Origin of the sequence: Bradyrhizobium sp. Y36, assembly GCF_002531575.1 — a bacterium.
GTDB lineage: Bacteria > Pseudomonadota > Alphaproteobacteria > Rhizobiales > Xanthobacteraceae > Bradyrhizobium.
On sequence record NZ_NWTI01000016.1, the window covers coordinates 58,821 to 79,519 of the forward strand.

20 protein-coding genes are annotated in these 20,699 nt (G+C 65.3%); 11 read left to right on the top strand and 9 right to left on the bottom strand.

Translation table 11 applies throughout. The annotated features are described in order from the left end of the window. Positions 1-276 precede the first annotated feature (276 nt). The gene (locus tag CO669_RS24155; RefSeq protein WP_097662448.1) at positions 277-711 is read left to right on the top strand and encodes a hypothetical protein; all 435 of its coding nucleotides are present in this window, start codon (positions 277-279) and stop codon (positions 709-711) included. Positions 712-719: 8 nt separating this feature from the next. On the opposite strand, the gene CO669_RS24160 is transcribed toward CO669_RS24155, so the two are convergent. Continuing rightward, entirely contained in the window at positions 720-2,999 is a 2,280-nt protein-coding gene (locus CO669_RS24160; protein ID WP_097662449.1) for a ComEC/Rec2 family competence protein, read from the bottom strand. Positions 3,000-3,094: 95 nt separating this feature from the next. Beyond that, a complete protein-coding gene (locus tag CO669_RS24165) occupies positions 3,095-3,328 on the bottom strand; it encodes a DUF2171 domain-containing protein (RefSeq protein WP_015685840.1) in 234 nt (77 codons plus the stop codon). A gap of 159 nt (positions 3,329-3,487) precedes the next feature. Between CO669_RS24165 and CO669_RS24170 the strand changes: the two genes are divergently transcribed. After that, on the top strand, positions 3,488-4,141 hold the full coding sequence (locus tag CO669_RS24170; protein WP_143278718.1) for a hypothetical protein: 654 nt from the start codon (positions 3,488-3,490) through the stop codon (positions 4,139-4,141). Here the strand turns inward: CO669_RS24170 and CO669_RS24175 are convergent. Both CO669_RS24175 and CO669_RS24180 read right to left on the bottom strand, forming a co-directional pair. Beyond that, positions 4,104-4,490, bottom strand: a complete 387-nt coding sequence (locus CO669_RS24175) for a nuclear transport factor 2 family protein (RefSeq protein ID WP_158228788.1) — start codon at positions 4,488-4,490, stop codon at positions 4,104-4,106. The two genes, CO669_RS24170 and CO669_RS24175, sit on opposite strands and share 38 nt — an antisense overlap. A 7-nt stretch (positions 4,491-4,497) precedes the next feature. Then, complete coding sequence (locus CO669_RS24180; RefSeq protein ID WP_097662451.1) at positions 4,498-6,174, bottom strand: glutamine--tRNA ligase/YqeY domain fusion protein; 1,677 nt, start codon at positions 6,172-6,174, stop codon at positions 4,498-4,500. Between the two features lie 166 nt (positions 6,175-6,340). Here CO669_RS24180 and gltX point away from each other — a divergent pair, with 166 nt between their 5' ends. The 8 genes from gltX (at position 6,341) to CO669_RS24220 (ending at position 15,594) form a co-directional block, all read left to right on the top strand. Then, entirely contained in the window at positions 6,341-7,768 is a 1,428-nt protein-coding gene (gltX, locus tag CO669_RS24185) for a glutamate--tRNA ligase (protein WP_097662452.1), read from the top strand. Positions 7,769-7,914: 146 nt separating this feature from the next. Then, positions 7,915-9,219: a citrate synthase gene (gltA, locus tag CO669_RS24190; RefSeq protein ID WP_097662453.1), complete on the top strand. Its 1,305-nt coding sequence runs from the start codon at positions 7,915-7,917 to the stop codon at positions 9,217-9,219. Positions 9,220-9,415: 196 nt separating this feature from the next. After that, complete coding sequence (locus CO669_RS24195; protein ID WP_198964241.1) at positions 9,416-10,594, top strand: ROK family transcriptional regulator; 1,179 nt, start codon at positions 9,416-9,418, stop codon at positions 10,592-10,594. Between the two features lie 59 nt (positions 10,595-10,653). Further along, a complete protein-coding gene (locus CO669_RS24200; RefSeq protein ID WP_097662455.1) occupies positions 10,654-11,940 on the top strand; it encodes an ABC transporter substrate-binding protein in 1,287 nt (428 codons plus the stop codon). Positions 11,941-12,011: 71 nt separating this feature from the next. Further along, positions 12,012-12,860: a carbohydrate ABC transporter permease gene (locus tag CO669_RS24205; protein ID WP_097662555.1), complete on the top strand. Its 849-nt coding sequence runs from the start codon at positions 12,012-12,014 to the stop codon at positions 12,858-12,860. Then, positions 12,853-13,710 carry a carbohydrate ABC transporter permease gene (locus CO669_RS24210; protein WP_198964235.1) on the top strand — a complete coding sequence of 286 codons (858 nt, stop codon included), beginning with the start codon at positions 12,853-12,855 and terminating at the stop codon, positions 13,708-13,710. The genes CO669_RS24205 and CO669_RS24210 overlap by 8 nt, the downstream gene beginning before the upstream one ends. Positions 13,711-13,720: 10 nt before the next feature. Next, a complete protein-coding gene (locus tag CO669_RS24215; protein WP_097662457.1) occupies positions 13,721-14,830 on the top strand; it encodes an ABC transporter ATP-binding protein in 1,110 nt (369 codons plus the stop codon). Further along, positions 14,827-15,594, top strand: coding sequence for an SDR family NAD(P)-dependent oxidoreductase (locus CO669_RS24220; protein WP_097662458.1), 768 nt, complete (start codon positions 14,827-14,829; stop codon positions 15,592-15,594). Before CO669_RS24215 ends, CO669_RS24220 begins: the two co-directional genes overlap by 4 nt. Positions 15,595-15,729: 135 nt before the next feature. Here CO669_RS24220 and lpxB read toward each other — a convergent pair whose 3' ends face one another. From lpxB to lpxA, 3 genes are read right to left on the bottom strand one after another with little or no spacing between them, the layout of a single operon-like run. Then, on the bottom strand, positions 15,730-16,908 hold the full coding sequence (gene lpxB, locus CO669_RS24225; protein ID WP_097662459.1) for a lipid-A-disaccharide synthase: 1,179 nt from the start codon (positions 16,906-16,908) through the stop codon (positions 15,730-15,732). Continuing rightward, positions 16,905-17,762, bottom strand: a complete 858-nt coding sequence (locus CO669_RS24230) for an LpxI family protein (RefSeq protein WP_158228789.1) — start codon at positions 17,760-17,762, stop codon at positions 16,905-16,907. Before CO669_RS24230 ends, lpxB begins: the two co-directional genes overlap by 4 nt. A 19-nt stretch (positions 17,763-17,781) precedes the next feature. Further along, positions 17,782-18,573: an acyl-ACP--UDP-N-acetylglucosamine O-acyltransferase gene (gene lpxA / locus CO669_RS24235; RefSeq protein ID WP_097662461.1), complete on the bottom strand. Its 792-nt coding sequence runs from the start codon at positions 18,571-18,573 to the stop codon at positions 17,782-17,784. Between the two features lie 175 nt (positions 18,574-18,748). Between lpxA and CO669_RS24240 the strand changes: the two genes are divergently transcribed. Next, positions 18,749-19,072: a KTSC domain-containing protein gene (locus tag CO669_RS24240; RefSeq protein WP_097662462.1), complete on the top strand. Its 324-nt coding sequence runs from the start codon at positions 18,749-18,751 to the stop codon at positions 19,070-19,072. An 18-nt stretch (positions 19,073-19,090) separates the two neighbouring features. On the opposite strand, the gene fabZ is transcribed toward CO669_RS24240, so the two are convergent. Next, positions 19,091-19,552, bottom strand: coding sequence for a 3-hydroxyacyl-ACP dehydratase FabZ (fabZ, locus tag CO669_RS24245; RefSeq protein WP_097662463.1), 462 nt, complete (start codon positions 19,550-19,552; stop codon positions 19,091-19,093). Then, positions 19,549-20,616: a UDP-3-O-(3-hydroxymyristoyl)glucosamine N-acyltransferase gene (lpxD, locus tag CO669_RS24250; RefSeq protein WP_097662464.1), complete on the bottom strand. Its 1,068-nt coding sequence runs from the start codon at positions 20,614-20,616 to the stop codon at positions 19,549-19,551. The genes fabZ and lpxD overlap by 4 nt, the downstream gene beginning before the upstream one ends. Positions 20,617-20,699: the final 83 nt, after the last annotated feature.

Genomic DNA, 20,699 nt, shown 5'->3' on the forward strand with positions numbered 1-20,699 from the left:
GCGGGCAATGACCGGGCAGATGCGCGATTGCAGTCGCAACCCGCGATCGCCTTGACGATCGCAACACCTTCATCCCCGTCGGGTCTCGACACGCGCCTGCCATATGCACGGCAAATGGCTTTGTTCCTATCGGATCGGAAAAGATAATGTGATCGCGCCGCGTGGATCCCAGCCGTAGATTTGCCTACAACCAAGCAGAGCGTTGCGTGCTTCCACTCCGAGGCCAGCGCCTCCAGGTGAGGTGCGGGTCGTCATCTTCGAATGAGGAGCAACCCGATGTGTGACTATAGCCTGCATGCCGTCGCGACGCGTCCCGCCGAAGTCGGCGAGACGATCGTCACGACAACCTTCCGCGGCACCTCGACGCGCGGCTTCGCCTCCGAAGCCGATCTGTCCGTTGCGGTCTGCCTGCTGCCCGGGACTGAGCTCGCCTTTGCCGACAACGTTCGTTACGACAATCGCTGGATCTGGACGCGCACCGTCAATTCCCGCGTCGGCAAGTTCGGCAAGATCGATCCCCACATTCCCGACCGCCATCATGACGCGATCGAATTCCCTGACGGCAAGTACGTGCTGGTGACACAGCTCGTCGAAGGCCAGCGCGCCACCGTGCTGCAGCTGCCGGTGACACAGCCGCTCGGCGAACGCGAGCACAAGCCTGAGATCACCGCCGACAGTCGGTCGCCCATCGCGCCCCTGCCGACGGGCTGACTGGGACTTTAGTCCTCGGCCTGAACATCGACCTCCGAGGGGGTCGCATCCCTGCTGCGCGGAGCTGCCGCCTTCGGCACGAGGCCTGCTTCGAAATCTGCATCGCCGGCAGCCGCCGGCGACCAGGGCCGGTTCGTGCCTCTCGCCCTCACCGTCTCTACCGAGAAGCCGTCGCCGCGCCGCGTCAGAGCCAGCGCGCCCTGACGAACCAGCCGCGGCCGGTCCACCACCATCGCCCCACAATCGATCGGCGCGGGCCGCGACGTCACCACCAGCGCGGCGCGGCTGCAATCGTCCGCCAACGCGTCGATGCGCGAAGCCAGCGCCACCAGCCGTCCATCGGCGAGCGGTGTGACGCAGCCCAACTCGTCGCACGATACGCCGTCGGCGAGCGAGGCGCTCGCGGCATCGCGCGGATCGCCGTCGGCTGCGAGCCACTCCTTCAGAAGGAAATTGTCCTTGCCCGTCCTGATCAGGTGCAGGCGCCCATCCCTGCCTCGCACGGCGACACTCGCGCCGTCCCCGGCAATCAGAATGTCGGGCTGCCGCACCGACAATCCCCAGGCGATGGAGGCCAGCAGCACGATGGCACCACACCAGCGCAAGGGCGTGCGCAACAGGCCCATCAGGATGATGCCGAGGCTCGCCGCGATCAGCGGCGCGATGCCGAGCGCCGGGATGCGGCCGACCGCGCCCGGCAGCGCCGCCACCCAGCGCGACACCGCAACCATCCACTCGATGCCGATCCCCATCAGCCACCAGAACCCGCCGTCGAGCCCGAAGGGCGCAGCAAGCAGGCCGAGCAGCCCGGCCGGCATCACCAGCGCCGAGACCACGGGCATCGCACCGAGATTGGCGAGCACGCCATAGGGTGTGACGCGATGGAAATGGAAGGCGGCATAGGGCGTGGTCGCGAGCCCAGCGATCAGCGAGGCCAGGAACAGCATCGCGATCTCGCGGCCGCCCCACAGCGCCACGCGCGCGGTGGCGGAATGATCGGGCGAGGCGAACAGGTTCGGCATGCCGATCTGCACCAGCGCCACCAGCCCGAGCGTTGCCGCAAACGACATCTGAAAGCTCGGATGCACCAGCGCTTCCGGCGCAAGCGCGAGCACGATCAGCGCCGCCACGGCCAGCGTGCGGAAGGTGATGGCGCGGCGATCGACCATCACCGCGATCAGCACCACCGCCGTCATGAAGAACGAACGCTGCGTGGCCACCTCCGCGCCAGACAAGAGCAGGTAGAACGCAGCTGCGACCAACGCCGCGGCGGCCGACCATTTCTTGATGGCAAAGCCGGCCGCCAGTCCCGGGATCAAGGCCAGCAGTGCGCGCACGGCGAAGAAGACCACCCCGGCGACCACCGCCATGTGATAGCCGGAGATCGAGAGCACGTGTCCCAGTCCCGAGATGAACATGGCGTCGTTGACCGGCGCGGAGATTGCATCGCGCCGCCCGGTGAGCAGCGCGGTGGCGATCGCACGGTTGTCACCTTCGAGCGTCGAGCGGATGCGAGAGTCGATCGCATCGCGCAGGCCCTGCATGAAAGCGGCATAACGCAGCCGCAGGCCGCCGGTGTGCGGCGGCACCGACGCCGTGATCGCGCCCATCACGAAGCCGGAGGCGCCGATACCCTGGAAGAACATGTCGCGGGAGAAGTCGTAGCTGCCTGGGCGGACCGGCGAGAGCGGCGGCATCAGCCGCGCCTTCAATTGAACGAAGCTGCCGACCTCGGGCGCGGTGCCCTTGCGCACGGAGAGGCGAACGCGCTCCAGCTTGACGTCGCTGCGCTGCGCCTCCATCGCGGTGACGCGCAGCACGAAGCGATCGGTGCGCTCGCGGATGTCGCGCGTCTCGACGAAGCCCGACAGCGACACCGAATAGAGCGGTTTTGCGAGCACCGTGTGCGCGATGCGCGCCGTCTTCCAGGTCGCCACGGCAAAGCCGGAAGCGAGCGCTGCAATCATGATCGCGGGCGCGAACAGCCGGCTCCGCCGCAACAGCACCGCGCCAAGCAGGAGTGCGACGGCTGTCGTCGCGACAACCCACAGCACCGGCTCGTGATCGGCGGCAAAATACAGCGCGATGCCGCCGCCGAAGGCGACCGGCACCCACGGCAGCAAGCGCCCGGGGCCGGCTTCGGCGCGGGCCCATTCGCGTAATGTTTCAACGATTGCGGGCCAGATGCCGAAGCCCGCGGGGACCAAGCCGCCGGCGGGCACAACGCGGCCGACCGGCCACGTCCCGGCAACTCCCTGGGACCGTCCCGGCCGGCCCGGCTCCGCCATAACCCTGCACCCTACGCGACGCGATGGGCGCCGAGGCTACCGGAACGTGCGGCCGCGCGAATAGCGGCACAAATCGGGAACGCGAAAAGGCGCCCCTACTTTTCCTCTTCCATGGTCACGGCGACATCCGCCTTGGCCGACAGCCGCACCTTGTTCCCCTCGACACCGGCGACGAGCCCCTTGTCGATGAAATGATGATGGCCCTTGTGGCTGCCCTCACCGCTGTCCTTCTTGGTCAGCTTGATGCGGTTGCCCTCGACCTTGTCGACGGTGCCGACATGAACGCCGTCCGCGCCGATGACTTCCATATGCTCTGCGATATTTTGCATGGGGTTTCTCCAGTTGACCCTTCATAACGTGGAGAGCGCGCTTTCGTTCGAATGAAGCGCTCGCTTCAGCCGTCGCGCTTGACGCAGGACGCGCCGCATGCTTTGCGCAATCAAAGATTGCACTCGATCATCCTCCTCCTGCCTTCGCGGCGACCGCTCATGACGAAGCCCCGTATTTCTCTCTTTCTGGTCCTTTCGCTCGTCAGCGGTGGCATCGCACGTGCTGAAACGGATTTTGAACAGCGAGTGAGGCAGAGCCACGAGAAAAATCCTGGCTCCAGTCTCGTGTTCATGCATGCACGCCTGATCGAGGAGAGTTCGCGCGCGACAATCTGTCAGCAAATCTGGGTCGACCTGCTCTCCGACACGGAAAAGAAATTCTCCGTCAAGGTCCAGGACACACCGACATTGTTCGGTCGCGTCCTCAGCGGCGCGACTTACGGAGGAGCCATTATGCTGCCGGCGGGCAAATATGCCGTGCAATCTGTAAGCTGCGAAGGTGCCGCGGGCACCAAGCTCTTGGGGGAGTTCGCGCGATTTCGGGTTGGCTCGGATGAGATTTTAAATGTCGGGTGCATCTTTATCGACTTTACCCGCGGCTCATTCAAGCTTGTGGGTAAGATGACCTTTACCGGCCGTACCAGTGTGGAAGATATGGGCGAGCAGGCCAAGGCCTCCCTCGCGGAGCGCTCGCCTGTCATTTTCCCGAAGGCGGTGAAGCGCTACATGATATCGAATCCGGCAACATCCGGAAATGCCTCAAGCGGAGAATCCGCTAAATCAGCGGCGCCTGCGCCGAGGCGTGGTGATTGACGATCTTCCAGTCGCCGTCCTCGCGGATGATGACCCAGCTCATCTTGACGATGAGATCGTCCCGCTCGCCGGCGAGGTCGAACGAGATGGTCGCGGCCATGTTGATCAGGTCAGGGCCAGCCTGCGCTGCATTCACATCGGAGAATACGGCGCTCGGCTTGCGCCAGCGCGGCAGGCCGTCGAAGTAATCGGAAACGCCGTCCCTGCCCCGATAGAGTTTCGGGTTGGAGCCGAAGAAGAACGCGTTCTTCGAATACAACGATGAGAGCGCGGCCGCATCGAGCGTCGCGAAGCCGGCGCACCATTTCTCGATGATGACGGAAACGATGGCGTCGGCTTCGTTGCTCATGTGCGCATCACCCCTTCGCGACTTCCTTCGCGAAGGTGTCGCGCAGGCCGATGGTGCGCGAAAACACCGGCTTGCCGGGCGTCGAGTCCTTGTCGCGGACGAAATAGCCCTGGCGCTCGAACTGCATCGGCTCGGTCGCATTGCTCTCGGCAACCGAGGCCTCGATGCGGGCGTCGGGCAGGATCTCCAGCGAATTCGGATTCAGATCGACCGCGAAGTTCGACGCGTCCGGGCTCGGATTGGAGAACAGCTGGTTGTAGATGCGGATTTCCGCCGGCACGGACGTCGCGGCCGGCAGCCAGTGCATGGTCGCCTTGACCTTGCGGCCGTCGGGCGCGTTGCCGCCCTTGGTGGCGGGGTCATAGCTGCAGCGCAGCTCCACCACCTCGCCCTTGTCGTTCTTGATCACGCCGGTGCACTTGACGAAGTAGGCGTAGCGCAGCCGCACCTCGTTGCCCGGCGACAGGCGGAAGAACTTCTTCGGCGGGTTCTCCATGAAGTCGTCCTGCTCGATATAGAGCTCGCGGCCGAACGTGATCTTGCGCGTGCCCGCGGAGGGATCATCCGGGTGGTTGATCGCCTCGAGCTCCTCGGTCTGCCCTTCCGGATAGTTCTCGATCACGACCTTGAGCGGACGCAGCACGCCCATGCGCCGCTGCGCGGTGCGGTTCAGCTCCTCGCGGATGCAGAACTCCAGCATGCCGACATCGACCACGCTGTTGGCCTTGGCCACACCGATGCGCTTGACGAATTCGCGCAAGGCCGCCGGCGGCACGCCGCGGCGGCGCATGCCCGCCATGGTCGGCATCCGCGGATCGTCCCAGCCGGCGACATGGCCGTCGCGGACGAGCTGGGTCAGCACGCGCTTGGACAGCAGCGTGTAGGTGAGGTTCAGCCGCGCGAATTCATACTGATGCGGCTGCGACGGCACCGGCAGCTTCTCGATGAACCAGTCGTAGAGCGGCCGGTGGTCCTCGAACTCCAGCGTGCAGATCGAATGCGTGATGCCTTCGATCGCGTCCGACTGGCCGTGCGCGTAATCGTAGCTCGGATAGATGTGCCACTTGGTGCCGGTGCGCGGATGGTGCGCGTGCAGGATGCGGTACAGCACGGGGTCGCGCAGGTTGATGTTGCCGGCAGCCATGTCGATCTTGGCGCGCAGCACGCGCGCGCCGTTCGGGAATTCGCCCGCCTTCATGCGGCGGAACAGGTCGAGGTTCTCCTCCACGCTGCGGTCGCGGAACGGCGAGTTCTTGCCCGGCTCGGTCAGCGTGCCGCGCGACAGGCGGATCTCCTCCTGGGTCTGGTCGTCGACATAAGCGAGCCCGTCGCCGATCAGCTTCTCGGCCCATTCGTACAGGCGGTCGAAATAGTCCGAGGCGAAGAACAGGTTCTTGCCCCAGTCGAAGCCGAGCCAGCGCACGTCGGCCTGGATGGAATCGATGTATTCCTGCTCTTCCTTGACCGGATTGGTGTCGTCGAAGCGCAAATGGCAGCGCCCCGGAAACTCCTGGGCGATGCCGAAATTGAGCGCGATCGACTTGGCATGGCCGATATGCAGATAGCCGTTCGGCTCCGGCGGGAACCGGGTCACGATCTCCCTGTATTTGCCCTGGTCGAGGTCGGCCTGAATGATGTCACGAATGAAATCGCGCCCAACCTCAGTTGCCACCGGTTCTGTCATTACGAAAATCCTGTCGGGAAATCAGCGGTCCTTCTGCCAAATTCGCTCGGCTGAGCCAAGAGGTTAGGCACGGGCTTAAGCGAGGTCTGGCGGTCCGCTGATGGGCTTTAGTTATGCTGCGGTCCTGTTATATACCACCGCCTCCAATGCATAGGCCCTGCCAAGAATGACCGATTCCGTCGTCACCCGCTTCGCCCCCTCGCCGACCGGCTTCCTCCATATCGGGGGCGCCCGCACGGCGCTGTTCAACTGGCTCTATGCGAAGAAGCATGGCGGCAAGATGCTGCTCCGGATCGAGGATACCGACCGGGAGCGCTCCACCGAGGCGGCGATCGGCGCCATCCTCGACGGGCTGAAATGGCTCGAGCTCGGCTGGGATGGCGACGTCATCTACCAGTTCGCCCGCGCCGCGCGCCATCGCGAGGTCGCCGAGCAGTTGCTGGCCGACGGCAAGGCCTATCGCTGTTACGCCACCGCAGAGGAGCTCGCCGCGATGCGCGAGAAGGCGCGCGCAGAAGGGCGCACCCGCCTCTATGACGGCCTATGGCGCGACCGCGATCCCGCAACCGCCCCGGCCGATGTGAAGCCGACCATCCGCCTGCGCGCGCCGCAGACCGCCGAGACCGTGATCGAGGACCAGGTCCAGGGCCGCGTTGTCTGGCAGAACGAGAACCTCGACGACCTCGTCCTGCTGCGCGGCGATGGCAACCCGACCTACATGCTCGCTGTGGTGGTCGACGACCACGATATGGGCGTCACCCATGTCATCCGCGGTGACGATCATTTGATCAACGCGGCCCGCCAGAAGCAGATCTACGATGCGATGGGCTGGACCCTGCCGAGCATGTCTCACATCCCGCTGATCCACGGTCCGGACGGCTCCAAGCTGTCGAAGCGCCACGGCGCGCTCGGTGTCGATGCCTACCGCGCCATGGGATACCTCCCCGCCGCGCTACGCAACTACCTCGTCCGGCTCGGCTGGAGCCATGGCGACCAGGAGATCTTCTCGACCGAGGAGATGATCGCAGCCTTCGACCTCGCCAGCGTCGGCCGCGCCGCCGCCCGCTTCGATTTCGCCAAGCTGGAAAACCTCAACGGCCACTACATCCGCCACGCCGACGATCAATCGCTCGTGAAGATGTTCGAGGACGTGCTCGACCATGTCGTGCCCGCCCGCGACGGGATTAAGGCCAAGTTAAACGACACCACCCGGGCACAGCTCGTCAAAGCCATGCCGGCGCTGAAAGAGCGCGCCAAGACGCTGCTCGAGCTGATCGACGGCGCCGATTTCATCTTCGCGGACCGGCCGCTGCAGCTCGACGCCAAGGCGCAAGCGCTGCTGACGGAAGAGAACCGCAAGCTGATCGGCCAGCTTCATTCCGCGCTGGAGAAAGTCGAGACGTGGAGCGGCGCCACCACCGAAGCTGCGCTGCGCGCTTTTGCCGAGGAAAACAGTCTCAAGCTCGGCGCTGTCGCCCAGCCCCTGCGGGCCGCGCTGACCGGACGGACCACGTCGCCTGGTATATTTGAGGTTTTGGACGTCCTGGGACGCCAGGAGAGCCTTGGGCGGCTTAAGGATCAGTCTACGACGTAAGTCGATCATGCGTGCGGCGATCTTGCAGCGCACACAGCAATAATATACCCATCTCCCCGTACATTCTGGAACTTCCGGCCTGCCCCCAATGATCTTCCGCGGGGCCTCCGGCACCGGCCCGTTTCACCACACATCGGGGACCTACGATGGACGCAAAACCAAGCAACAAGACCGCCACGCTGACGGTCGGAAACAAGAATTACGATCTTCCGATTCTCAGCGGCAGCGTCGGGCCTGATGTCGTCGATATCGGCAAGCTCTACGGCCAGTCGGGCCTTTTCACCTACGATCCGGGCTTCACCTCGACCGCGAGCTGCCAGTCCAAGATCACCTATATCGACGGCGACGCGGGCGTGCTGGAATACCGCGGCTACCCGATCGAGCAGCTCGCCGAGCACGGCGACTTCCTGGAGACCTGCTACCTCCTGCTCTACGGGGATCTGCCGACCGCCGCGCAGAAGAAGGATTTCGACCACCGCGTGACCCATCACACGATGGTGCACGAGCAGATGGCCCGCTTCTTCCAGGGCTTCCGCCGCGACGCCCATCCGATGGCGATCATGGTTGCGGCCGTCGGCGCGCTCGCCGCGTTCTATCACGACTCCACCGACATCAACGATCCGAAGCAGCGCATGATCGCTTCCATGCGCATGATCGCGAAGATCCCGACGCTGGCGGCGATGGCCTACAAGTACACCGTCGGCCAGCCCTTCGTGTATCCGAAGAACTCGCTGGGCTTTGCCGAGAACTTCCTGAACATGTGCTTCGCGGTGCCTTGCGAAGACTACAAGGTCAGCCCGGTGCTGGCCGACGCGCTGGAGAAGATCTTCATCCTGCACGCCGACCACGAGCAGAACGCCTCGACCTCGACGGTGCGCATCGCCGGCTCCTCCGGCGCCAATCCGTTCGCCTGCATCGCGGCGGGCATTGCCTGCCTCTGGGGCCCGGCGCATGGCGGCGCCAACGAAGCCGCGCTCAACATGCTCTATGACATCGGCACGGTCGACAAGATCCCCGAGTTCATCGCCAAGGTGAAGGACAAGAACTCCGAAGTCCGCCTGATGGGCTTCGGCCACCGCGTCTACAAGAACTACGATCCGCGCGCCAAGATCATGCAGAAGATGTGTCACGCTGTGCTCAAGGAGACCGGCCATGGTGACGATCCGATGCTGAAGGTGGCCCTCGAGCTCGAGAAGATCGCGCTCAGCGACCAGTATTTCATCGACCGCAAGCTCTACCCGAACGTCGACTTCTATTCGGGCATCACGCTGAAGGCGATGGGCTTCCCGGTCTCGATGTTCACCGTGCTGTTCGCGGTCGCCCGCACCGTCGGCTGGATCAGCCAGTGGAGCGAGATGATCGAGGATCCGCAGCAGAAGATCGGCCGCCCGCGCCAGCTCTACACCGGCGTCGCCAAGCGCGACTACGTGCCGATGAAGGATCGCAAGTAAGGTTTGAGCCGATACGGCTCTCGAAACGGCGCCATCGCAAGATGGCGCCGTTTTTGTTTTAGGCCGAGACCAGTCGCGCCGCCGCTATCGACGTTGCTGCCACGCACAACAACAAGTCGGCGCATCACGCGGCCGAACGCTTGACAGCCGAAAGGCCCTGCGCGCATTCTTACACTAAGTAAGAATGACGACAGGGATGGAAATGCCGGAGCAGCCGAGAAGTCGGCGGCAGACGCGCGCTGCCATTTTGACTCATCTGCTTCAGTCGGGCGGCTCGTTTCGCCCGCCTCTGGCCAAGGCCGTGCGGCTGTCGGAAGCGAGCCTGTCGCGCATCCTGTTCGACCTCAAATCCGAAGGCCTGATCGAGGAGGTGCGGCGCCCTGCCCCTTACGTCGGCGGACCGACCGGCCTCGTGTCGCTCGATGGCTCGGTTGCGCTTGCGGCCTTCGAGCTGGCCGCACAGCATCTCAGCGTCGGCGTCGGCAGCCTGGCGGGCGAGTTGCGCTACACCGAGCGGGTGCCGCTGCCGAAGATACCGACCGCCGAGACCGTCGGCCGCGTGTTTCGCGAGGCCATGACATTGCTGCGCGACTGGACGCGTCGCCGCCGGATCACGCTGTCCCAGATCGGCGTCTCCATTCCCGGCCTCGGCCGTCTCACCGTCTCGGCCAATCCGATCATCCCCTGTGACGTCCGGCGCATCAACGGCATGTTCGCCGAGATGTTCGCCGACGTGCCGCTCGAATTCACCAATTCGGTCGTCGCGCACGCCACGTTCCACCGCTCCCGCACGGAGAATTATCCGTTCAACGACGCCCATCTGTTCGTCCTGGTCAGCCAGGGTGTTGCCGGCACCTGGATGGACGATCCCACCGAGGCCGACGCACTGCAGCCGGTCGAGCTCGGCCATATGGTGTTCGGCCCCGACGGGCCACGTTGCCGCTGCGGCCACCACGGCTGCGTCGAGGCATATACGTCGCTTCCCGCCGTGGCCGGGCTTCTCGGCGTTGCCGAAACCGAATTGCTCCGGCTCGGCAGCGACTGGGTGAACACGATCACGCTCACCTCGCGCGTGCGCCAGGAGCTGCGACGACGCCTGTTCCGGCTTGGCCTTGCCATCGGCAATACGCTGAACGTGAAGCCGTGCGGGGGTGTCGCGATCAGCGGCTGGCCGTCGCTACTCGCCGACGACGATCGCAACGCCGTGGTCGAGGGCGTCGACGCGTGCCTGCTGGGCGGGCGCAAATTGGCGCAGGTGTCCCTCGCCTTCGTGCCGCCGTCGACCGGCAACGACCCGCAAGCCGCCCTCGCCTTCGCCGCCTTCTGTCTCGCCAGCCGAGGCGGCATGCCCGCGACATCGACGGAGGCCGCCTGACATGCGCTGAGCCTGAATGGTCCACACGCGCGAAAGACTTCACACCGGGAGGAACTGAAATGCCGATCACGACAACAAGGCGTCGTCTGCTCGCTGGATCCGTTGCCACGCTCGCATTGCCGGCCTTTGCCCGCGCGCAAGGCGCCGTCAAGCCGCGCCTGACCGCCATCTCGCAATGGTCCGCGGGCAGCGATGGCGCAGCCATCACCGCGCTCGGCAAGAAGTTCGAGGAGAAGGGCGGCGTGTGGCAGCATTCGCCCGTCCCCGGCTTCACCACCGAGATGATGAACAAGCTGCGCGCCCAGATCATGGCCGGCGATCCGCCGGCCTGCTCGCAGCTGAAGGGTCCCGAGATTGCAGCCTGGTCGAAGATTGCCCCGACCGTCGATCTCGACGCCGTGGTCGCTGCCGCCGGCTATGAGAAGGTCGTCGCACCGGACCTTGCGAAGCTGCACAAGCCGGGCGGCAAATGGATCGCATTGCCGCTGCAGATCTACAGCACCAACATGCTGTTCCTGTCCAAACGCGCGATGGACAAGGCCAAGGCCGACAAGATCCCCGTCACCTGGGCGGAGTTCAACGACCTCGCCGAAAAGATGAAATCGGGCGGCGTCGCCTTTCCCATCGCCAACGGCGGCACCCGTCCGGACGACGGGCAGAAATTCGAAGCTGCTCTCGCCGGCATCAGTCCGCTCGCCTATCGCGCGGCCATCATGAATCTCGAGAAGAAGGCCCTGGAAGGCCCCGAGATCAAGGCCGCGTTCGCGCAGGTGCGCAAGATCGCCGATTGGATGGACCCCAATGTCGGCGCTCAGCACTTCTCGACCAATCTGAAGCGCTTCGTCGACGGCGACATGGGCATGATGATCATGGGCGGCTGGGCGCAGGGCGTGTTGCGCAATGCCGGTTTCAAGTTCGAGGACTTCACGATTGCCCCGGGCCCCAGCGACAACAGCAAGCCGGTGTTCCTGCTGAACGCCGACGCCTTCATCTTCTGGCAGCGCAAGGAGCCCGACCTGCAGGCCGGCCAGACGCTGATGGCCCAGCTCGTCATGGATCCGGCGATCCAGACCATGTATTCGCAGATCACGGGATCGATCCCCGTGCGCACCGACGTCGATCTGTCCGGCGAAGGCTGGTCGGAGGGGCAACGGACGACCGCAGCGGCCCTTAAGAACGCCATCGCCAGCAACCAAGCCGTCCTCAGCATGGCCCATAACATGGCGCAGGAAAACGGCATGACCGCCGCGATGATCGACGTGATCACGGAGTACGTGAAGAACAAGACGATCAAGCCCGAGCAGGCCGCCACCCGCCTCGCAGAGGCCGTCGAGGGCGCGCGTTGAGCAACACCGCTGCGATAAGGCCCGGCGGGCCGGCGCTTCCGGAATGGGTGCGCCGGCTGCCCGAATATCTGATGATCTGGGTGCCGCTGCTGCTGTCCGCAGCGCACCTCGTGTCGTTCTCGCTGTGGACGATCTGGATCTCGTTCACACCGTCGACGCTCATTCCCGTTACGGGCTGGGTGGGACTGCGCAACTACACGGCGGTCGCGGCATCGCGGAACTGGCAGATCGCCCTCGACAATCTGCTGCTGTTCGGCTGTGCTTTCGTGGTGTTGAGCGCGGCGACCGGCCTGATCCTCGCGATCCTGCTCGATCAGCGCATTCGCGGCGAAAACGTGCTGCGATCGATCTTCCTCTATCCGCTCGCAGTGTCGTTCGTGGTCACCGGCACGGTCTGGAGCTGGCTGCTCAATCCTGGCCTCGGGATCCAGAAGCTGGTCCACGATCTTGGCTGGACCTCCTTCAGGTTCGACTGGCTGATCGACCGCGACATGGCGATCTGGACCATCGTCATCGCTGCGATCTGGCAATCCTCCGGCTTTGCCATGGCGCTCTTCCTTGCCGGCCTTCGCTCCGTCGACGCCGACATCATCAAGGCCGCACAGATCGACGGCGCCGGCCCGGTCCGCATCTACCGGCGCATCATTCTGCCGTCGCTGTGGCCGATCACCATCACCGTCGTCGTGATCCAGTTGCAGTTCGCGATTTCGACGTTCGACCTCGTCCGCGCCCTCACCAATGGAGGTCCGGGAATCGCGACCCAGCTGCCGGCCCTGGTCGTCTACGACCTCATGTTCCAGCGCAGCCTGCTCGGCCGGGGCGCGGCGGCGGCGGTGCTGATGCTGCTCATCCTTCTGGCGGTGCTGCTCCCGTATGCGGCCTGGCGGTATTTCCAGCGACGGCGGGCCGCCCATGCGTGACCGTACCTTCGCCCCGCGCCGGATCTGGATCTATCTCGTCGTCTCGCTGATCGCCGCAGCCTGGCTCGCGCCGCTGATCGTCGTCGTTCTGAACTCGCTGCGGACCAACGAGGAGATCGCGCAGGGGTCGATGATCGGCTGGCCGCAGCACCTGGCCTGGAGCAACTACGCCGCCGCCTGGAGCGGCTTCTGCGTCGCCGAGACCTGCGCCGGCATCCGGCCGTACATGCTGAACTCCGCGCTGGTCACGATCCCCGCGACGATCTTCTCGACCATGCTTGGCGCGATCGCTGGCTACGCCGTGTCGCTGTGGCGCTTTCGCGGCGACACCTGGATCTACGGCATCGTCACGCTTGGCCTCTTCCTGCCCCAGCAGATGCGCCTTCTGCCCTGGACCATCGTGCTGCGGGATATCGGTCTCATCAACACGCTGGCCGGCCTCGTCTTGATCCACACCATCCAGGGGCTGTCCTTCACCACCCTGTTCTGCCGCAATTATTATGTCGCCATTCCCCACGAATTGATCAGGGCCGCGCGGATCGACGGCGCCGGCTTCTTTCGCATCTTCTGGCGCATCATCCTGCCGCTGTCCGCGCCGATCCTGATCGTCACCGTGATCTGGCAGTTCACCCACATCTGGAACGAGTTTCTCTACGGCGTGACGTTCACGACCGGCCAGCAGCAACCCGTCACGGCGGCTCTCATCGCGCTCTCCGCCGCAGTCGCCGATATCCCGCAGCACGGCGTGCAGAGCGCCGCGGTGATCATCGCCGCGCTTCCCACGCTGTTGATCTACCTCCTCGGCGGCAAATACTTCGTGCGCGGCCTGACTGCCGGGGCCGTGAAATGATGGAGACGTCATGGCAGCCCTGAGCATTCGCGATCTGTCCAAGCGCTACGCCAATCTGGAGGTGCTGAAGGACATCGCCCTCGACATCGAGAGCGGCGAATTCACCGTGCTGGTCGGACCGTCCGGCTGCGGCAAGTCCACCCTGCTCAATATCGTCGCCGGGCTCGACCGCCCGAGCGCCGGGACGATCGAGATCGGCGGGCGTGTCGTCAACGATGTCGCGCCGAAAGACCGCGACATCGCCATGGTGTTCCAGTCCTACGCGCTTTATCCGTCGATGACGGTGCGGCAGAACATCACCTTCGGCATGGAATGCCGTCACGTGCCCAAGACCGCGCAGGACGCTGCGGTCGCGAATGTCGCCAAACTGCTCCAGATCGAGCCCCTGCTCGGGCGCAAGCCGTCGCAGCTCTCCGGCGGCCAGCGCCAGCGTGTCGCGATGGGCCGCGCACTGGTGCGTGATCCCCTGCTCTTCCTGTTCGACGAGCCGCTCTCCAATCTCGACGCCAAGCTGCGCGTGGAGATGCGGATGGAGATCAAGCGGCTGCACCAGCGCATCGGCGCCACCATCGTCTACGTCACCCACGACCAGATCGAGGCCATGACGATGGCGACGCGGATCGCGGTGATGCATCAGGGCCGCGTGCAGCAATTCGCCGACCCCGACACCGTGTACCGCTATCCCGCCAATCTGTTCGTCGCCCGCTTCATGGGCTCGCCGCCAATGAACACCATGCGGGGCCGGCTCGAGAGCGACAAGGACGGGCTGGTGGCCGTGATCGGCGCGGGCCGGCCGGACCAGATCCGCCTGCGCCTGAGAGACTATGACGGCGCGGCGCCCTTCGTCGGACGCGACGTCGTGGTCGGCATCAGGCCGGAATGCATTGCCGAGGGCAGCCGCGCGTTTTCAGGAGAAGCGCCTGTCCTCGTCGAGGCGCCGGTGGACATGGTCGAGCCGACCGGTGCCGAGACGATGGTGTCGCTGCGCCTTGGGGGCGAGCCGGCGATGGCGCGGATCTCGCCCGACATCCGTCCCTCGCCCGGCACATCCGCCTCCTTCGCGCTCGACACTCGCCGCATTTGCCTGTTCGACCCCGAAACGGAGCGACTGATCGCATGACGAAGACGACCTATTCGAGCCTCGCGGATCGCGTGGTGCTGATCACCGGCGGTGCCAGCGGCATCGGTGCCGCCTTCGTGCGTGCCTTCGCCGCCCAGCGCGCCCGCGTCGCGTTCCTCGATATCGACCAGGCGGCCGGCGCCGCGCTGGCCGCGGAAGTCGCAGCCGCATCCAACACGGCGCCGCTGTTCGTGCCCTGCGATCTCCTGGATATCGATACCTTGCGGACCGCCATCACGGACGTGCAGCGAAAGCTCGGCGACGCCGCGGTGCTCGTCAACAACGCCGCCAACGACCAGCGGCAGGTGCTGGCCGAGGTGACGCCCGCCGAGTTCGACTGGATGACCGGCGTCAATTTCAAGCACGTCTTCTTTGCCGCGCAGGCGGTGGTGCCGCAGATGCGGGCGCGCGGCGGCGGCTCGATCATCAACATGTCCTCGATCGCCTGGATGCGCGGCGCGCCGGCGCTGCCGGTCTATGCCGCGGCGAAGGCGGCCGTCGTCGGCTTCACCAACTCGCTGGCGCGATCGGTCGGCCCCGATCGCATCCGCGTCAACGCGATTGCGCCGGGCATGGTCGTCACCGAGCGGCAGCGCCGGCTGTGGTATCCGGACGAGAAGGTCATCACCGAGATGCGCGCGCGCCAGGCCGTCCCCGATGCGGTGACGCCCGAGGACATCGCCAACATGGCACTGTTCCTCGCCTCCGACGACAGCCAGCGCATCACCAGCCAGTGTTTTCGGGTGGATGCCGGGATGGCGTAGGAATGATCCGGGCACACCATCGCAACGTTCACGGTGTCGTAGGGTGGACAAAGCGAAGCGTGCCCACGGCTTTCTCATCGCGACGAACGTGGGCACGGCGCTACGCGCCTTTGCCCACCCTACGGCACCGTCGTCTTATCGGCGTCCCTGGCGCATCGTCGCGAGCACGATGTCGGCTGCGAGCACGCTCGGTGACTTGTTGCCGGTCGACATGATCTGATCGAGCCGGGCGAAGGCCTCGACCTGCCGCCGCCGCAGCGGAGAATCCGTCAACACATCGCGAAGCGCGGGCGCCAGCTTGTCCGGCGTGCAGTCCTCCTGCAGGAACTCCGGAATGACGTCCTTGCCGATCACGAGATTGGCGAGGATCACCGAGGAGACGCGGATCGCGCGGCGCAGGATGAAGGCTTCGATCGCGCCGACGCGATAGGCCGTCACCATCGGAATGCCCGACAGCGCGAGCTCCAGCGTCACCGTGCCGGACTTGGCCAACGCCGCGCGTGCTATGCGGAAGGCGGCCCGTTTTTCGTTCTCGCCGATCACGATCTGCGGCTTGAGCGGCCAGTTCGCGATGCCTTCGCGGATGGCGGCTTCGAGATGCGGCATGGTCGGCAGCATCAATTCGAAGGCGCGGCCTTCCGCCTGCAGGCGGGCGAGCGTCGCGCCGAACACGTCGAGATGGTGCCGCACCTCGCTGCGGCGGCTGCCGGGCAGCACCAGCAGCACCGGCGGCTCACTATCACGGCGCGCCTGCTCCTCAGCGTTCGGCCGCAGCGAGGACAATTGTTCGACCAGGGGATGGCCGACATAGCTGCAGGGCGGCCCGCCGAGCTTGCGGTATTCCTCGGGCTCGAACGGCAACAGGCCGAGCACATGGTCGACATAGCCGAGCATGGTCCGCGCCCGGCCCGGCCGCCACGCCCAGAGCTGCGGCGAGACGTAATCGACCACCGGGATCGCGGAATTCCTTGCGCGCACGCGGCGGGCGACGCGATGGGTGAAATCCGGGCTGTCGATGATGACGAGCGCATCGGGCGCCGCCTCCAGCACCGCGTCCGCGGTGTTGCGGATCAACCCCAGTATCTTCGGCAATTGCTGCACCACCGCGGCGAAGCCGACGATCGACAGTTCCTCGATCGGAAACAATGATTCGAGTCCTTCGCGCGCCATGGTGCGGCCGCCGACGCCGACGAACTCGACGCCGTCGCCGAGCCGCTGGCGCAGCACCTTCATCAAGGCGCTGCCGAGCCGGTCGCCGGATTCCTCCGTGGCGATCAGGAAGATCTTGCGCTGGGGATCGCGCGGCTGCATCACGCCGGCAGGCCGATGATGAAGAGATATTTCGCGTCGGCAAGCGCGATCATCGCCTGCGGCTCGGCGGCGATGGTGTTGCCGGCGATGACGGCAATGCCCGCAAGGCCGGCGGCCGCGACGCCCTCGATGGTGCGCGGGCCGATCGTCGGCAGATCGAAGCGCAGATCCTGGCCGCTCTTCGGCGCCTTCACCAGCACGCCGCGGCCGGCAGCCGCGCGAATGCGGCCCTCCTCGCGCAGCCGCGCGACACGCGCGAGCAGCGCGTCGGTGCCCTCGATGTCCTCGACCGCCACCACATGGCCGTCGATCACCACCGCGGCCTGGCCGATGTCGAACGGGCCGAGCGCCGTCAGCACGGCACGCCCGCGCGCGATGTCGGCCTTGGCATTGTCATTCGGCCACGCACGGCTGATGCTGCCCTCGGGCATCAGGAGATCAGGCGCGACGTCCTTGATGCCGACCATGCGAAAGCCGCCCTGCTCGAGGATGCGGCCGACACCGGAGAGCAGATGATCGTCGCCGCCGCGGAAGGCGCGAATGACGTTGCCGAGCAAGCGCAGCGTGGTGACGTCGAAACGGATCTCGGACAGCGAGGGCCGTACCAAGGTGCCGATGAAGATCAGGTCGCGGCAGCCCTCCTCGCGAAACAGCCGCATCGCGCGACCGAGCTGGCCGACCGAGATCCAGCGGTGACGGAATTGCTCCAGCCGCGCCGGATCGCAGGCCCCCCGAAGGGGAAACAGCACCGGCGTGATGCCGCGGGCGGCGAGCGAGTCGGCGACCGCGAACGGCATCGCGCCGCCGCCGGCGACGATACCGACCGGCGATGGGATCTCCGAAGCCGCCGATGTCATGCCCGCGGCCATCTCGAAATCACTTCGCGATCGCGGGTAGGCAGAGCGGGCGCTTGCCCTTGCCGATGAAGTCGAGAATCTCGGCGATCGCCGGATCTTCGCCCGCGAGCGGCCGGGATGCCTCCAGCCGCTCGGCGAAGGTGCCGGGGCCATGGAAGAGCTTTTGGTAGAACCCACGCACGGTCGCCAGCCGCTGCTTGGTGAATTTGCGCCGCTTCATGCCGATCAGGTTGAGGCTTTCCAGCACGGCGTACTGGCCGTTCACGAGCCCGTACGGAATCACGTCGTCACGCACGCCGCAGACGCCGCCGACCATCACATAAGGGCCGATGCGGGTGAACTGATGCACCGCGGACAGCCCGCCGATATAGACGGCATCGCCGATCTCGCAATGGCCGCCGAGGGTCGCCGAGGTCGCGAAGATCACGTTGTCGCCGACCATGCAATCATGGCCGACATGGCTGTTGTTCATGAAGTAGCCGCCGCTGCCGACGCGCGTCTTCCCACCGCCCTTGACGGTACCGACGTTCATCGTCGCGCCTTCACGAATGGTGCAGCCGGAACCGATCTCGAGCGTGGTCGGCTCGCCCTTGTAGCTGAGATCCTGCGGCGCGCCGCCGAGCACTGCGAATGGCGAGATCACGCAGCCGTCGCCGACCGAGGTATGGCCGATGACCGTCACCTGCCCGATCAGCCTGCAGTTCGCACCGATCACGACGTTCGGGCCGATGATGCAAAAGGGGCCGATCTCGGTGCCCTCGCCGATCACGGCGCCGTCCGCGATCCGTGCGGTAGGATCAATCTTGCTCATCAAGCAATCTTACTCGTTAGGAAGCTCTGATTATGTATTGAAGTCGCTCGGTTTTCGGGTGGTTAGCGCGACTTTGCCCGATCTGTCCAGTGACGTATCATCTCGCCGTGTTTCAAGTATCGGATGAGGCGGCCGTCCCGGCCCCTCAGCAAGTTCATGTGGAGCTTCAGCACAATTGGTCAGGGCCCTGGCACTTCTGCTCGCACATCTTGCGACCGCGCCGATCGTGTCCGAGACGGTCGAGACCGGTGATCGCGGCGCCATCGACCTCGCGACATTCGAATGCCGCGACATCAATCGCAGCACGGTGCTTCAGCGTGTCTGCTACGACCGCGCGCAGCACGATCTCGTGGTCGCGACCAACGGCGGCTATGCACGCTATTGCGGCGTCGCGGCCGAGACGGTCGACCGCCTTCTGGGCGCGCCGTCGATGGGCCGGTTCTTCAACCGGCATATCAGGCGCGAGGCTGTCGGCGGCCGCTACGATTGCAGCGCGTGAGCCTGGTCGGCGGACGCTTCAATCCGTCAGCATGGCTCCGACGTCGGCTTCCGCGACCACCTGCCCGTTGACCTTGGCGTCGCCGTGAAACCACCACATCGCCTTGCGGCGGCCGAGCGAGCGCATGTGATACTCGATGGTATCACCTGGAAGCACCGGCTTGCGGAACTTGCACTTGTCGATGGTGAGGAAATACACCGCCCGCGGCTTCTCGGTACCTTCGACCGACTTGATGCCGATCACGCCCGCCGTCTGCGCCATCGCCTCGATCATCATAACGCCGGGATAGACCGGACGCTCCGGGAAATGTCCCTGGAAGGCCGGCTCGTTGAAGGTGACGTTCTTGATACCGATGCCGCTGTAGTCGGCGCGGATGTTGATCACGCGATCGATCAGCAACATGGGAAAGCGGTGCGGCAGCGTCTGGAGGATGGCGTTGATATCCACCAGCTCGAACTTAACAGGTGATTCCGACGTCATTCCCGTCCCTCGTCCTTCGTGTCGGCCCTGCTGTCGCGTACCAGGCGCTCCACCGCGATAATTTCCTTGAACCACTGCTTGGTCGGCTTGGCAAAGAAGCCACCCCAGCGCCCACCAGGCGGGATGTCGTCCTTGACCCCGCTCATCGCGGTGACCTGGGCGCCGTCGCCGATCTTGAGGTGGTTGTTGATGCCGACCTTCGCTCCCAGCGCCACGTTGTCGCCGATCGTCAGGCTGCCCGCGAGGCCGATCTGGGCCGCCAGCAGACAGTTCCGGCCGATCGTCACATTGTGGCCGATCTGGACCTGATTGTCGATTTTGGTGCCCTCCCCGATCACGGTGTCGCGCAGGGACCCGCGGTCGATGGTGGTTCCGGCGCCGACTTCCACATTGTTCTGGATCAGCACGCGGCCGGTCTGGGGCACCTTCAGATGGCCCTCGGGGCCGAAGAAGATGAAGCCGTAGCCGTCCTGCCCGATCGAGCAGCCGGGATGGATCAGCACGTTGTTGCCGATCAGGGCGCACTGGATGGCGCTGCGGGCGCCGACATTGCAGTCCCGGCCGATCTTGACGCCGGGGCCGATGACGGCGCCGGCGCCGATCACGGTGCCGCTGCCGATCTCGACGTCCGGGCCGATGACCGTCAGCGGCTCCACGATGACGTCGTCCTCGAGTCTGGCCGAGGGATCGATGATGGCCGACGGCGCAATGCCCTCGATGCCGAACCAGGATTGCGGACGCAGCGCATCGCCGTGCCATTCCCGGGCGATCCCGACAAAGGCGCGGAACGGCTGGGCCACCCGCAGCACGGCCACATGGGCGGGCACCTGGGCCTCGAAGCGCGGGCTCACCAGGCATGCCCCGGCCCGGGTCGCCTTGAGCTCGTCGGCATATTTGAGATTGTCGAAAAACGCCAAATGCATCGGGCCGGCTTCGTCGAGCGAAGCAAGGCCCGTGATGACGTGATCGCCCCTTGCGGGGTCGACCAGCTGCGCCTTGGTCTGCGCGGCAATCTCGGCCAGCGTCGAAGCCGGCGGCTTTTTGAAGAAGGTCGGCTGCGCCATTCCACCCCGTCGCGGTCCGGCTTCGGCATGAAGCGGTCAGGCCGCATCATGCCTAATCTCATGGATTGAGCACGATCTTTTTG